Genomic DNA, 14,098 nt, shown 5'->3' on the forward strand with positions numbered 1-14,098 from the left:
CCGACAGCCGACACGTCATTCCGGGGGCCGCGCCCTTCGGAGCATCCGCTCCCGCAGGTGGACCGGGGAGGTGCCGTGCCAGCGGCGCACCGCGCGGCGCAGCGCCCGTTCGTCGGAGAATCCCGACCGGTGGGCGATGTCGCGCAGCGTCAGTTCCGGCCGGAGCAGCAGCTGTTCCACGCGTTCGCGCCGCACTCCCTCGACGAGTGCCTCGTACGTCGTGCCGCACTCGGCCAGCCGGCGGCGCAGCGTCCGCTCGCTCGTCGTATGCCGCCGTGCCTGCTCGCCGAAGGAAGGGACCACGGGGAGGCTCTGCGCGACGGAGATCTCCAGCACCTCCAGCAGATCCTGCTGGTCGCGGCGCGAAGCCATCTGCGCGTCGAGCGTCTCCAACGTCGACGCGTAGATCACCGGATCCCGGCCGGGCATCCGGGCACGGGCCCACGCCGGGTCGATGACCAGGCGGTTGGCGGGTGCACCGAAGCGGACCGGACAGGTGAACAGGGCGCCGTACAGATCCCTTTGGCCAGGTGGCGGACAGGAGAACTCCACCCCCCTCGGCGCGAAGGCCGGGCCCACGGCCAGCCGGGACAGGGTGACCACGGAGGCGAACGCCTCCTCGATCAGGAAGCCGGCGACGGCCGGATCCATGGCGGGATCGGGGAGGTCGGCGCGCAGCACGAAGGCGTCGTCCTCCGCGCCCACACCGGCCGACCACACCACCATCGCCCCCGAGAGGTTCTGGTACCTCACCCCGGTCTCGATGGCGTGTCGCAGTGTGTCGTCGGCCAGCAGGGCGAAGCCGAGCATGCCCCACGCGGTCAGGTGCTGCGCCGCGCCGACCTTCAGCCCCAGGTGTTCGTCCCCAGTGAGCTCCAGCGCACGGCGGATCAGCGCACTGCCCTGCCGGTACGACACCCTCAGTGCGGCGGAGCGCATGACCGTCTCGTCCAGCCCGACCTGCTTCAGCAGGGGCCGCAGATCGATGCCGCGCTCGTCGGCGACCACGATGAGATAGCGCAGGATGTTCGGCTGAATCGTCGCCGACGTGCTGCGGCTGGTCCCGGGAGGGTCCGCCGGGCCGGGGGCAAGGGACATCGCACTCACCTTCTCCTGGGCGACCACCGTAGGCAGGCCGTCATCACCGGTCACAGGGCTTGGCCCCCGAAGTCCCCTGTACGGCCCCTGGCGTCCTGCGCTCGCCTGCCGCGCCCTGGCTACGTTTCCTGAACCCGCACCGCATCCGACCCGCCGGCCTTCCCGGCGCACAGAGGGAAAGAAGGGGCGACAGCACCATGTCCCTCAATGCCACACGCGGAGCGTGCGCCCGGCGCCCGACCCCCAAGGCCGGCGCCCGAAGGGTCGCGACCCTCGCGTTCGCCGCACAAGGTGTGTCCGTCGCTGCCGTGTACACGACCGTCCCCGCTGTCACCGAGCACCTGAAACTGGCTCCGCTCCTTACCACCGCCATGATGGTGGCGGTGGCACTGACAGCAGGGGCCGGCAGCTTCCTGGGGCTGGCCGCGATCCGCCGCGCCGGTCCCGTCGCCACGATGCGCGGGGCCATGCTGACGGCAGTCGCCGCGCTGGTACTGATCGGGTCGGCCCCTGACGAGGCGACCGTCATCTGCGCGTACATCCACTTCGGGCTGGCTGTCGGTGCCCTCGACGTCGGGGTCAGCACCCGGGCCGCGGCGATCGAACGCGCCTACGGGCGCAGTGTTTTCGGCTCCTTCTACATGGCATGGAGCGTGGGTGGCGTGGTCGCGGCCCTGCTCACTGCCGGGGCTGCCCGACTGGAGTGGTCCGTAGCCGCGGGGCTGAACGCGCAGGCAGGCATCGTGCTGCTTCTCGCCCTCTGCATGCGTTCCCAGGCCCTGCCCTCCTCCGCCCCAGAGCCGTCGGACACCCTCACTCAGCCGCCGCCGGGGCGCCGCCTGTGGATCCGGCTCATCCCGTTCGGCCTGGTCCTCCTCGTGGTCTACGTCGTCGAATCCACCGTCTCGGCCTGGTCGGCGGTCTACCTGCGCCAGACGCTCGCCGCGTCCCTCACCGTGGCGCCGCTGGGATACGCGGCCTACCAGGCCGGCACCGTCTTCGGCCGCGCGGCCACCGACCGACTCGTACACAAGTGCGGAGCGGTCTCCGTCGTCCGTGCCGCAGCCCTGGTGGTCGCGTGCGCCCTGGCGGGCATGGCCGCGGCGCCGAGCTGGCCGTTCGCCGTTCTCGCGGCCGGGGCAGTGGGCCTGGGGGCATCCGTCCTGGCTCCACTGTCCCTGGCCTCCGCCGCGCGACTGCGCCCCGCCGCCTCGGAGGTGGTCCTGGCGCGCCTGAACCTCTTCAACTACGTCGGCGTGGTCATCGGTGGCGCTGTGAGCGGGCTCCTCGGCTCCACCGGCCAGTTCCGCCTCGCCTACGCGGCACCGGCCGCCCTGGCACTTCTTCTCCTGGCCGCCGCCCGCCACTTCACCCAGCCGCCGCGCGGGACGCAGCCGACGGCGGCCCGCCGGGCATGCAGTGGTCGCGGGTCGGCACCGTCATAGCGGCCTGGATGGCTGACACGCAAACGTGTGCACGCATCCCCCCTTACCGGTGGTACTGGGCGCACCTATCACGAACTCCCCTGTAGGAAAAGCCAGTTGATATGAGTCCGCTTGTGGAGACCTTGTGCTCGAACGCAAGGTCCCCCTAACGTGCTCGGCGTTCGGAGAAGTCGAACACCGCGCGGCCGGACCGCCGAATCCTGCCCCCGGCGCGCGGCAGCACATCACCACACCGCAGGCAGGAGCGGGGGACCCACTTGCGCCGTACGGGAACAACGCGTACCCGGGCGGCTTGGGGTGAAGCCGTGAGAACCGCGGCCGGGCAACTCTCCAGCCCGAACCCGACAGCTCACCTCGCAGGCGTTCGGAGCAGGAGCCACCTTGATCACCATGAGACCGTTCGCATTGAACTACGCCCGTCCCGCCGTGAGCCCGCCGGCCGTGGTCCCGTACGCCTATGACCCCTTGCGTCAGTTGAACGTCCTGCCCGATGGGCGCCCGGCCATCAGCGACCGCGAAATGCTGCTGGCGTGCGGCACCACCACGTCCACCGCCGGTTCCCAAACGCACTTCGACGACTGACGGCCGCCCCATGACCGTGCTCGTACTGACCTGCGCCGAGGACGTGACCGCGGACATGGTGGTGTCCGCCCTGGATGATGCGGGAGTCCCGGTCGTACGTCTGGACCCTGCCGACCTCCCGGGCCAGGTTGCCGTGTCGGCCGAATACGTACAGGGCGACTTCGACGGATACCTGTCGGCCGGTGGCCGTGTGGTGAGCATGAGCGGACTGCGCTCGATATGGGTACGCAGGCCCGGCCGTCCTGCGGCGCACGCCGCCCATCAGTCCGCATGGCTCACCGCCGAGGCCGAACAGGCCCTGTACGGAACGCTGAACTGCACGGGCGTGCGCTGGATGAACCACCCGGCTGCCGCCGCGCAGGCCCGCTGGAAACCATGGCAGCTGCGCGTCGCCCACCACAGCGGCTTCGCCGTACCCCCCACGCTGATCACCGGCTTTCCGCGGGTTGCACGCGAGTTCGCCGCCCAGTACCCGGACCTCGTCGTGAAGCCCGTTTCGGGTGCGCACCCCGGCGACCCGGCGCTGGCACTGCCCACCACGCCCGTCGGGCCGGACGCCGACTTCGACGCGGTGACCGGGGGCCCCACGCTCCTGCAGCAGCGCGTGCCCAAGCGTGCGGACATCCGGCTGACCTGTGTGGGGGACGAGATGTTCGCCGCGCGGAGGGTGTCCGACCCGGACGAGGTGGACTGGCGTTTCACCGACAACGGCGGTGCCTGGGCTCCGGCCGAGGTACCCACCCGTATCGCGAAGGCGGTCTGCGCCTACATGTCCCTCGCCCAGCTCGGCTACGGCGCCTTCGATTTCGCTGAGGACGCTGACGGCACTTGGTGGTTCCTGGAGTGCAATCAGGGCGGGCAGTTCGGCTTCGTCCAACTGGAGACCGGCCAGCCCATCGCCGAAGCCGTCGCAGCCTGGCTGGCTCTGAGTCCTGCGGTGTGAGCCGACCGGGGCGTCAGCTCACGGTGAGGGTGCCTTTCATATTGGGGTGGATGGTGCAGATGTAGGGATAGCTGCCGGATGCGGACGGAGCGACGAACGTGGCTGTTTCGCCGGGATCAATGCTGCCGGTGTTGAATGCCTGGTCCCCGGTGGCGGTCAGGGTGTGCGTGACCGAGTCGTCGTTCTCGACGATGACCTTCGTTCCGGGGCGTACCTGAAGTGTCGCCGGGATGAAGGTGAAGTTCTTGATCGAGATGTGCGCTGCGCCGACGTTGGAGGTGCTTGGGGCGGATGAGGCGCTGGTGGTGGCGGGGGCGGTGGTCTCGTTGCCGTTGCCGTCGCCATTGCTCGAGCAGCCGGCCAGGGCAAGCAGGACACAGGCTCCGCCCACTCTGAGGGCGGTGTGGACCCGGTCCGGATAGGTGAGTGACATGCCGGGCGGACCTTTCCGACGGGGGATGCCGTGGTCTGGGCGCGGCCGGTGATCGGCCGCCGTATTCAGGTTCACGGTCTTCGGTGGCGCTCGCCAGAGCGGTACCGCCAGTCGCGGCGCCGTTCACCTGAATACCGACTTGAGCCGAGCTTCATGCCGGGCATACGGGGGAGCGCCGAAATGGCTCACGCCTGTGCGAGCGGCGCGGTCAGCCCGGTCCCCTCGGCTGGGCGAGGCGGCCGGCCGGCAAGGTGTCGGTGGGTATCGGGAGCCTGCCCGGCGCGGTGCCGCGCAGGTCGCGCACGTATTGCTCGCGCGGTACGAGACGGGCGCCCAGGCCGCGGACGTGCGGGCTGTCCCGCTGCGCGTCGAGCAGCACACCGCCCGCCTGTGCGAAGCGCGCCGCGAGGTCGGACACCGCGACCTTCGAGGCACCGGGACGCTGGAAGAACATCGAGTCCATGCTGAAGACCACTCCGACCTGCAGGCCGAAGACGCCGCCGACCACGTCGCCGTCCTCCCACACCTCGACGCTGTGAGCATGACCCAGCTCCTGCAGCCGGATCAGGCTTGCGATCAGCTCTTCGGTGAGCCAGAGGGGGTCGCGGTCGGCGCCGCATTCGCGGACGACCTGCTCGAACCTCTGGTCCAGGCTGGTCGACCACCGCAGCTGGTTGCGCAGCCGCCGGGCGAGGCTCCGGCTGAGGTGCGCGGCCGAGACGGGCAGCACTGGCCTCGGGTCGGGCGACCACCAGGAGACGGCGTAGGGATCGGCCGATTCCTCCCCCACGAGCGGGATGTGGCCCTCTTCAACCTGCTCGGCGAAGACCACCTCATTGAGGACGCGGGTGTACTCGTCGGACGCCGGGAACGGATAGACCCCGGCGCGGTATGCCGCCAGGAGGCTTGCGGGGCTGAGGTCGGCGGAGAAGGCCACCGGACCGTCGGGCGCCGCCTTGCGCACGTCCAGCGCCTCCCAGTCGGGGCATCGGTTCACCACCGCGACGCTCCGTGCCCTTGGCCGTTCCCGGGCCGGACGTACTCGGCCTGGGAAAGGTAGTCGATGTAGCGGTCCATCATCTCCGCGTCCACCGGCGGAATGTCGATCCCGGCTTCCGTCAGCGCCCGTTCCGCGTTGTCGCGGGTGAACTCCGCGAAAACGCCCTGGAAGTACATCTCGCTCACGGTCATGTCGGCGCGGCTGCAACGGTCGACGAAGAGCGGGACGAACGGGGTTATCGGGTCGGTGGGGTGCCCGGCCGCGTACTTCACCAGAACGGCTATCCACTCGGCGTAGGGGATCTCCTGGACCGGGTAACCGCGCTGGCGCAGGCGTTCGGCGAGCGAGTGCAGCAGCGTGGAACGGGGGTTGTTGAGGTGGTAGACCTCGCCGCGAGCGAGATGGTGGGTGGAGATGTGTCCGATTGCGCGGGCGAGGTGGTCGGCCGGCAGGAAGTCCAGCGGCAGCCGCACGTCGGGGCACAGTCCGGTCCGCGCGATGAAGCCGAAGAGGGCGGCCAACTCGCTGCTGGTGTTCATCACGCTGGTTCCGCTGCCGCCCGTGATGTCCATCAGGCGGTAGACGGCGACCGGCAGGCCGGCATCGGACGCTTTCTTCAGCAGCGCCTCGCCGACCCATTTGGCCTCCACGTAACCCACCGACAGATAGTCCGGGAAGCGCAGTGGCGTGCTCTCTGTCACCTCGTGCACCCCGGCCGGCCCGAATCCGGCGAGCACCGCCATGCTGGAGGTGAAGTGGACGGGGACGGCCCTGTCGGCGGCGAGACGGATGATCTCGTATGTTCCCTCGACGTTGGCCGCGCGCAACTCGTGGTACGGGTAGATGAAGTTGACCTGGCCGCCGAAGTGGTAGACGGCGTCGACGGTCGACCCCAGCTCCTCGAACAGGCCGGGAGGCAGCCCCAGTCCGGGCTTGCTCAGGTCGCCGACGACCGGCTGGACGCGCTCGCTGGACAGATCGCTGAGGACGTACCGCTTGTGGCTCGCGCGGATCCTCTCCATGCCGTCGAGCTCGTCGGAGGCCCTGACCAGACACAGGATCCGTCCCGTCGTCCTGCGCAGCAGCTCGTCGATCATGTACGCGCCGCAGAACCCCGTCGCCCCGGTGAGGAGGACGTCGCCGGGGCGCTCAGGGTGCGGAGCCGGCGCGTCATGGCCTATCGGCGGCATGCTCCGATCGGTCTCGGCGGCGAAGTCGACGCTCCCGCCCTCCGGATGGGCCAGTGTGCCGGCCCGTGCCTGGCGCACGGACTCGGTGAAAGCGGCGAGCATCGGCTGCCGCAGCAGTGAGCGGGTCAGCTCGCGGATCTGGGTGACGCCGATGCCGAAGATGACGCGGGTCCGGGCGAGCATCTCCATGGCCAGCAGCGAGTTGCCGCCCAGCTCGAAGAAGTCGTCGTGCGGACGGACGTACTCCACACCCAGGATCTGGCCCCACAACTGGGCCATCCCCTGCGGCACCGGGCGGTCGTCGGCGCTGGGCGTCGTCGCCGCGGTCTTGGGTTCGGGCACGGCCTTGCGGTCGAGCTTTCCGCTGGGCGCGACCGGCAGCTGTTCCACCACGTGGAAGGCTGCCGGGATCATGTAGCCCGGCAGGACCTCGGCGAGTGCCGACCGCAGCCGTGTGCGCAGCGCCGCCTCGCCGCCGGCCGGCGGTGCGGCCGGTGTGTAGTACGCGATGAGGTGCCGGTCGCCGTTGTCGCGCGCCCGAGCCACCACCATCGCCTGGCCGATCTCCGGGTGTGAGACGAGCGCGGCCTCGATCTCTGCCGGGTCGACCCGGAACCCGCGGATCTTCATCTGGTCGTCGACCCGGCCCAGGATTTCCAGGTTGCCGTCCGGGCGCCGGCGGCCCAGATCCCCGGTGCGATACATCCGGTCCCCCGGAGCGGAGCCGTGCGGGTCGGGCAGGAACTGCTGTGCGGTCAGGGCGGGTTGCCGCCAGACACCGCGCGCCAGCCCCGCGCCGCCGATGTAGAGCTCGCCGCGCTCGCCCGTCGGCACCGGGCGCAGTTCGGCGTCGAGCACGTGGACGTGACTCCCCTCCAGGGCCCTTCCGATCGGGGCTACGGCGGTGTCCGGCGCCGCGAGCACCTCCTCGTTCAGGTCGCAGAGCGTGGAGGTGATGGTGGTCTCGGTGAGCCCGTAGGCGTTGACGAGCCGCGCGCCGGGGATGCGGCGCAGAATGGCGCGGCAGTCCTTCGCGGTGACGATCTCGCCGCCGACGATGACGAGCCTCAGCGACGCGAGGATCTCGCCGCGGTCCGCGACGGAGACGATCCGGTGCCAGAAGGCGGGGGTCAGGTCGGCGACGGAGATCCCGTGCTCGGGGAGGCGATGCAGCAGGTCGGTGGGTGCCCACGTCTGTGTTCCCGCGAGGACGAGCGTGGCGCCGCTGATCAGCGTGGCGAAGACCTGCTCCAGCGAGGTGTCGAAGCCGAGCGCCGCGGCGTGCAACACCCGGTCGTCGGGAGTCAGTTGGTAAGCCCGGGCCACCGCGGTGAGGGAGTGGGCCAGCGACCGGTGGGTGATCATCACACCCTTGGGGGGACCGGTGGATCCGGAGGTGTAGATCACGTAGGCGAGGTCGTCCGGCCGGGGGCCGTGTGCTGGCGGAATTCCTTCCAGCGGCGCCTGGGTGGCCTGTTCCCCGGCGTAGACGATCCGCGCCTCGCACCCGGCGAACAACGGGGCGTGCTCGCGGCTCGAGACGATGTGGCGTGAACCGGTCTCCCCGACCAGTGCGACGATCCGCTGCTGCGGAGTCGCCGGGTCGAGGGGGAGGAACGCGCCGCCGGAGCTCAGCACCGCCAGCAGCGCGACGATCAGCTCGGGCTCGCGGTCGAGGCACACGGTGACGACGGACTCCGCGCCGACGCCCGACTCCCGCAGTTCGTGGGCAAGCACGTCGGCGCGGCCGGTCAGCTCGGCGTAGCTGAGCCGCCCCTCGTCCGAGAGCACCGCGAGAGCGGACGGCTCCTGCCGCGCCCGCTCCCGGACCAGCTCGGGCACGGTGCCCGGCCCGGATCCCGGAGGCTGCCGATCGGCGCGGGCGCTCGCGGGCCGCATGTCGGTCCACAGGTGTTCGACCAGGCTCCCGCACTCCGCGGCGGACGCCGGTCCGCCGATCCGGCGCCACCCGTCCGGAATCCGGCGATCGGCGGGCCAGATCGCGTACTGCTCCTCGTCGTTGCGCAGCACGACGCACAGAGCAGCAGACTCTGCCGGAGCATCCTGACGTGTCGTCACGTTGGTCTCCTGCCTCGTGCGGCGTCCTGCGGAGCACGGCCCGTGCCCCTCGCGGGAGAGGCCGGGTCCATCACCGCTTCCTCTCCGCGGGCGCCTCCTCGGGCAATCCGGTCAGGCGGCCGAGCGGCGGTGCGAGGACGAGCTGCTCCGCCTCCTCTGCGCTGACCGGCTCGGCGAAGAGGTATCCCTGACCGAACTTGCAGCCCATGGAGGCCAGCAACTCCTGCTGCCTCACGTCCTCCACTCCTTCGGCGATCACCGTGAGGCCGAGTGTGTCCGCGAGATGCGTGATGCCCTCGACAAGCGCGTACTGTTCGGGTGAGCGTCCGAGTTCGTCGACGAACGACTTGTCGATCTTGAGTATCGAGATCGGGAACTCACGCAGATAGCTCAGCGACGAGTAGCCCGTTCCGAAGTCGTCGATCGCGATACGGATCCCGAGATCGGTGAGCGCACTCATCTCCCGCAGGATGCGTTCGTCGTTGTACATCAGCACACTCTCGGTCAGTTCCAGTACGAGAGACGACGGTTCGATGCCGGAGAGATCAAGGGCGCGCCGGATCACCTGGTAGAACTCCGCGTCCCGGAACTGACGCGGCGACACATTCACACTGACGTAGGGCTGGATGCGGTCGGCCGTCCCGTCGCGCAGCACGGAGTCCTGCCACCGGACAGCCTCGGCCGCGGCCTGATCAAGCACCCAGGCGCCAAGCGGTACGATCTGTCCGCTCTCCTCGGCCAGCGTGATGAACTGCTCCGGCAGCACCATGCCGCGCGTGGAGGGCCAGCGAACGAGTGCCTCGAAGCCGGAGATCCGCCCGCTGGCCAGCTCCACGATGGGCTGGTAAAGCACCAGGAACGAAGTCTCGATCGGCGAACTGTCCAGGCCCTCCTGCAACTTGGCACGCTCGGCCATGCCGCTCTGCAGCTCCGGTTGGTAGCGGCGCCACTGGCGCTTGCCCGCCGTCTTCGCCGCGTACAGCGCGAGATCGGCGTGTGTCAGCAGTTCGACCGAGTCGATGCTGTCCTCCGTCGTCGCGACGCCGATGCTCGCGTATGTGCTCACCGGCCCCACACTGAGCCGGAACGTCTCGGCGAACACGGTCATCACGTTTTCGGTGAACCGCTCCACGCCCTCGGGCCCAATGGAGCCCTCCACCAGCAGTGCGAACTCGTCGCCGCCGATGCGCGCGGCGGTGTCGGAGGCACGGACGGTGGTCGACAGCCGGAGTGACAGCGCGACCAGGAGTTCGTCGCCCACACTGTGGCCGTGTATGTCGTTGACGACCTTGAAGTCGTCCACGTCGACGAAGAGCACGCCGACCACCGTGCCGTCGCGCTGAGCCTGAACCAGTGCGTGGTTGACCCGCTCCTGGAAGAGGATGCGGTTGGCCAGGCCGGTGAGCGGGTCGTGGAACGCCTGGTGGGTGAGTTCGCGTTCGAGCTTTCGCTGCTCGGTCACGTCCTGAAGGGTGAGCACCACCCCACCGACGGTCGCCTCCTCGCGCAGGTCGCTCCACCTCACCTCGACCTCGATGGTTGCCCGGTCGGTGCGGACCATGCGCCAGTGCTCGCGCCTGCCCTGGTGTTCGCGGGTCCGTATCCGGCCGAGCGTCTCGACCACCCCGCGGCTGTCCTGCGGCGGCACCAGATCGATGAGGAGGGTGCCCTCCAGGTCCGGAATGCCGAGCACCTGGTCGGCGGAAGGGCTGGCGTAACGGATCCGGTCGTCGTCGTCGAGGATCAGGATGACGTCGGAGGCGTTCTGCACCAGCGTGCGGAAGTACACCTCGCTGTTGCGCCGGTTGACCTCCTGTGCAAGGCCGACCCGTGCCACGGCAAGTGCCGTCTGCGCGGCGAGAGTCGCCAGCGTTTCGCGGAGCACGAGCAGGTCCTGCTCGTCCCCGGCCACGATCAGTGCCCCGATCAGCGGATCGCCCGAGGGGTGATCCTGCGAGCTGAGCGGGCAGACGAGCGCCTGGTCGGTGCGGCTCGGCTCCTCGTCCTGACTCGTGAGGCAGTCGGCGAGATCGGGCCCCAGACCGTCGAGGGTCACCAGGCGGTTCTCGCCGGACGCGGTCAGTTCCCGTACGGCTGCGGTCACCCGTTCGGCCGCGGGCCCGCGTACGCCGCCTTCCGCCCCGTTCACCCAGAGCGTGTTGTCCGGCGGGGTGAGCAGCGCGGAGCGCGGCGGGCCGTGTGGCATCAGCTCCGTCACTGCCAAGTGGGCGGAGGCGGCCACATCCCGCACGTCGCCCGCTCCGCCCAGCGACGACACCGCGATGCGCAGCACCTTCTCCCGGCCGACCGCCTGCCGGTGGGTCGCCGCCACGCCCGCCAAGCGGTAGAGCACGAGGACGAAGAGCACCGCGGAGAACACTCCGATGACGCCGACATTGGACCTCACGCCGCGCAGCGCCTCGATCAGGAGGATTGCCGGCGCGATCAGCGACGCCAGGGTGAGCAGGCTCAGCCGGCCCACACCGGTCTCACCGCGCCATGCCACCGGCTGGGTCAGCGACCGCATGGACGGATGGAGCGCGGCGGCCGCCCAGGCGCCGTACAGGACGGCCCAGCCGAGCTCGACAACGCTACCCGTGCGCCACGTTCCGTTCAGTTGTATCAGGCCGTAAGCCACGTCTGCGACGAGCAGGCCGACGGTGCCCGCGGTGAGCAGCATGAGCGCGGGGCTCCTGCCGCCACGGCCGGCGAGCAGGCGCACCAGCATCGCCAGTACGAGGATGTCGCCGAGCGGATAGGCGATGGAGAACGCCTTCTGCACCCAGGTAAGACCCGCGATGTGGGCGAGCGGATCGATGAGGAAGATCCACGAAAGCAGCGCCAGGCCGACTGTCAGCGTCAGTGCGTCGACGAGGCTCGCCCGGTCGCGCCACCCAGTGCGCCAGTGGACGAAGCCCAGCAGCCCGGCCGCATAGAGCGGATATGCCGCGAGATAGAAACCGTCGGCGATCGACGGAAACGGCATCTCCTCCTGGAGCAAGTCGATGAGGATGATCTGGGTGGCCTGACCCGCGGCGAAGGCGAAGTTTCCCGCGGCGAGCAGCAGCCAGGGGAGTCGATGCGCCGGGCGGTTGAGAAAGACACCCAGGGCAATTCCGATGACGCCGATCGCTCCAATTCCTACGAAGATCAGCCGATGCTGCGGAAATGTGTAGTAGAGCGCCGTCAGCAGGATGATGCATGCGCTGACGGCGGCCATCGTGGCCAGGCTTCGCAGTCGCGGGTTCACCCCAACTCACCTCCAGGGAGGGCCACTTGTCGGGCGGACCGAGCTGGGCGAACGGCACCGGGCGTCGGCGGAGAAGCCCGTGGGATCGGGCTGAAAAAGGAGAATCTCTCCGGGGCCGGGATTCGGTCCTGGTTGCACGGGAGCACGATCGCCGGTATACGCAGTCACCGGTACACTCGGTCGCCGGTATACGGGCTCCTTACTCGCCAAGACATCGACGTGTCTTCCACTCAGCTTACCCGGCTCGCCATTTCCCGCACGCGCAAGGAGAGATGCCCCAACGCGCAAGGAGAAATACCGCGTCGCGTCGCGAGATGTCGCGCCGTACGTGAAAATGGAAGACGCGGAAAACCGGACCGGATCCGCCCAGCGACGATCGGCTCCTGATGGAGCGTGGAGTCCCATGCTCTCCGATTACCGCCGGATCTTTTCTCCTGCAGGCACTCTGCTCTTCTCCGCCGCGGGCTTCATTGCCCGTCTTCCGCTGGCGATGATCGGCGTCGGAATCATCACCATGCTGTCGCAGCTCGGCTTCGAGTGGTGGCTCGCCGGCTCGGTCTCCGCCACGCAGGCGCTCGCCGCCGCGGCGATCGGACCGCAGATCTCCCGGCTGGTGGACCGTCACGGCCAGCGCCAGGTCGTCCTTCCGGCGACGGCTGTGACGGTCGCCGCCATCGGTGCGCTGCTGCTGTGTGCCCGGTACGCCGCTCCGGCCTGGACGCTTTACGTAGCGGCGGCGCTGGCCGGCTGCATGCCCAGCATGGGCGCGCTCGTCAGGTCACGCTGGGCGGAGATCTACCTGCAGTCACCGCGGCTGCTGCACACCGCGTACTCACTGGAGTCGGTACTCGACGAGGTGATCTACGTCGTGGGTCCGGCTCTGGCCATCACTCTGTCGACCAGCGTCAGCGCCGAGGCCGGACCGCTGGCGGCCGCGGTCCTGCTCGCCGTCGGCGTCCTGCTGTTCGCCGCCCAGCGGCGTACGGAACCGCCGGTGCGCCACGAGTCCCAACGCCCCGGGGGCAGCGTGCTGCGCATCCCGGGACTCGGCCTGCTGGTGCTGACGCTGACATCGGTGGGCGTGGCCTACGGTTCGGTGGAGGTCGCGACGGTCGCGTTCGCCGACGCGCACCACCACAAGGGGTTCTCCGGCCTGCTGCTGGGGGTGTACGCGCTCGGCTCGGGCCTGGCGGGCGCGGTCTTCGGCGCGATCAGGCCGCGGGGGGCGATCACGCGGCGGTTGCTGCTCAGCGTGTGCGCGATGGCGGTGACGATGGTGCCGCTGTTGTTCGCGCCGAATCTCGCGGCCCTGGCCGGGATGCTCTTCGTGGCGGGCATGGCCATCGCGCCGACCCTGATCACCGCGATGGGGCTGGTGAGCCACCTGGCGCCGGCCTCTCAGCTGACCGAGAGCATCACCTGGCTCGTCTCCGGCCTCTCCGTCGGGGTGGCGCTGGGCTACGCCGCGTCCGGATGGGTGGTCGATGTGGCGGGAGCCTCGGCCGGCTACCGCGTGCCGTGCGGGGCGGCCCTGCTCGCCGCCGCGACGGTCTCCCTCGCCCTGCCACGGCTGACCCGCGCCGGCGTGCAGTGAGCCCGCCGCGCGTGGTTGGGCGCCGGGGCGCCGATGCCGGGTGGGGTGGCGTCGTCAGTCCGTCGCGAGGGAGATCTCCGTCGACTTGACCAGCGCGACGACCGAGGATCCTGCCGTCAGGCCCAGATCGGTCACCGCGTCCTTCGTGATCGCGGCCGTCAGTTCGCCGCCGACGACGCCGACCTTGACGCTCGCCATCGCGCCACCGGAGGTGATGCCGTTGACCGTGCCCGGGATCTGATTGCGGATGCTCAGGCCCTCGACCGCCGCCGTGGCAAGGGAGACCTCAGTGGACTTCACCAGGACGCGTACGGGCGAGCCCGGCGCGAGGCCCAGCTCCTGGGCGGCCTCCAGCGTGATCGCGGCGGTGATCTCCTGGCCGCCCTCCAAACGGACCTTGACGGTCGCCATGACCTCGCCGGGATGGACGGACACGACCGTGCCGGGGATCTGATTGCGGATGCTCAGGCTCATGGAAGCACCG

10 protein-coding genes and 1 riboswitch are annotated in these 14,098 nt (G+C 69.8%); of the genes, 4 read left to right on the forward strand and 6 right to left on the reverse strand.

Annotation, left to right across the window (positions count from 1 at the left end):
* Window positions 1-15: 15 nt before the first annotated feature.
* On the reverse strand, window positions 16-1,098 hold the full coding sequence (locus tag OHA61_RS26950; RefSeq protein WP_406305186.1) for an AraC family transcriptional regulator: 1,083 nt from the start codon (window positions 1,096-1,098) through the stop codon (window positions 16-18).
* Window positions 1,099-1,295: 197 nt separating this feature from the next.
* On the opposite strand from OHA61_RS26950, the gene OHA61_RS26955 reads away from it, so the two are divergent.
* The 3 genes from OHA61_RS26955 (at window position 1,296) to tgmB (ending at window position 4,068) form a co-directional block, all read left to right on the forward strand.
* Window positions 1,296-2,543, forward strand: coding sequence for an MFS transporter (locus OHA61_RS26955; RefSeq protein WP_406305188.1), 1,248 nt, complete (start codon window positions 1,296-1,298; stop codon window positions 2,541-2,543).
* Window positions 2,544-2,763: 220 nt separating this feature from the next.
* Window positions 2,764-2,921, forward strand: a riboswitch (cyclic di-AMP (ydaO/yuaA leader).
* A gap of 12 nt (window positions 2,922-2,933) precedes the next feature.
* Window positions 2,934-3,125, forward strand: coding sequence for a putative ATP-grasp-modified RiPP (gene tgmA / locus OHA61_RS26960; RefSeq protein ID WP_406305189.1), 192 nt, complete (start codon window positions 2,934-2,936; stop codon window positions 3,123-3,125).
* A 10-nt stretch (window positions 3,126-3,135) separates the two neighbouring features.
* Window positions 3,136-4,068, forward strand: a complete 933-nt coding sequence (gene tgmB / locus OHA61_RS26965; protein ID WP_406305190.1) for an ATP-grasp ribosomal peptide maturase — start codon at window positions 3,136-3,138, stop codon at window positions 4,066-4,068.
* Between the two features lie 13 nt (window positions 4,069-4,081).
* Here tgmB and OHA61_RS26970 read toward each other — a convergent pair whose 3' ends face one another.
* The 4 genes from OHA61_RS26970 to OHA61_RS26985 all read right to left on the reverse strand — a co-directional run bounded on the left by OHA61_RS26970 (window position 4,082) and on the right by OHA61_RS26985 (window position 12,020).
* Window positions 4,082-4,501, reverse strand: coding sequence for a cupredoxin domain-containing protein (locus OHA61_RS26970; RefSeq protein ID WP_361909068.1), 420 nt, complete (start codon window positions 4,499-4,501; stop codon window positions 4,082-4,084).
* A 208-nt stretch (window positions 4,502-4,709) separates the two neighbouring features.
* A complete protein-coding gene (locus OHA61_RS26975; RefSeq protein WP_406305191.1) occupies window positions 4,710-5,498 on the reverse strand; it encodes a leucyl/phenylalanyl-tRNA--protein transferase in 789 nt (262 codons plus the stop codon).
* Complete coding sequence (locus OHA61_RS26980; RefSeq protein WP_406305192.1) at window positions 5,495-8,770, reverse strand: amino acid adenylation domain-containing protein; 3,276 nt, start codon at window positions 8,768-8,770, stop codon at window positions 5,495-5,497. The genes OHA61_RS26975 and OHA61_RS26980 overlap by 4 nt, the downstream gene beginning before the upstream one ends.
* A 70-nt stretch (window positions 8,771-8,840) precedes the next feature.
* Window positions 8,841-12,020: a putative bifunctional diguanylate cyclase/phosphodiesterase gene (locus tag OHA61_RS26985; RefSeq protein ID WP_406305193.1), complete on the reverse strand. Its 3,180-nt coding sequence runs from the start codon at window positions 12,018-12,020 to the stop codon at window positions 8,841-8,843.
* A gap of 403 nt (window positions 12,021-12,423) precedes the next feature.
* Between OHA61_RS26985 and OHA61_RS26990 the strand changes: the two genes are divergently transcribed.
* The gene (locus tag OHA61_RS26990) at window positions 12,424-13,614 is read left to right on the forward strand and encodes an MFS transporter (RefSeq protein ID WP_406305194.1); all 1,191 of its coding nucleotides are present in this window, start codon (window positions 12,424-12,426) and stop codon (window positions 13,612-13,614) included.
* Between the two features lie 54 nt (window positions 13,615-13,668).
* Here OHA61_RS26990 and OHA61_RS26995 read toward each other — a convergent pair whose 3' ends face one another.
* Window positions 13,669-14,088, reverse strand: coding sequence for a TOBE domain-containing protein (locus tag OHA61_RS26995; protein ID WP_324989770.1), 420 nt, complete (start codon window positions 14,086-14,088; stop codon window positions 13,669-13,671).
* Window positions 14,089-14,098 lie beyond the last annotated feature (10 nt).

The organism is Streptomyces sp. NBC_00885 (assembly GCF_045207475.1).
Lineage (GTDB): Bacteria > Actinomycetota > Actinomycetes > Streptomycetales > Streptomycetaceae > Streptomyces.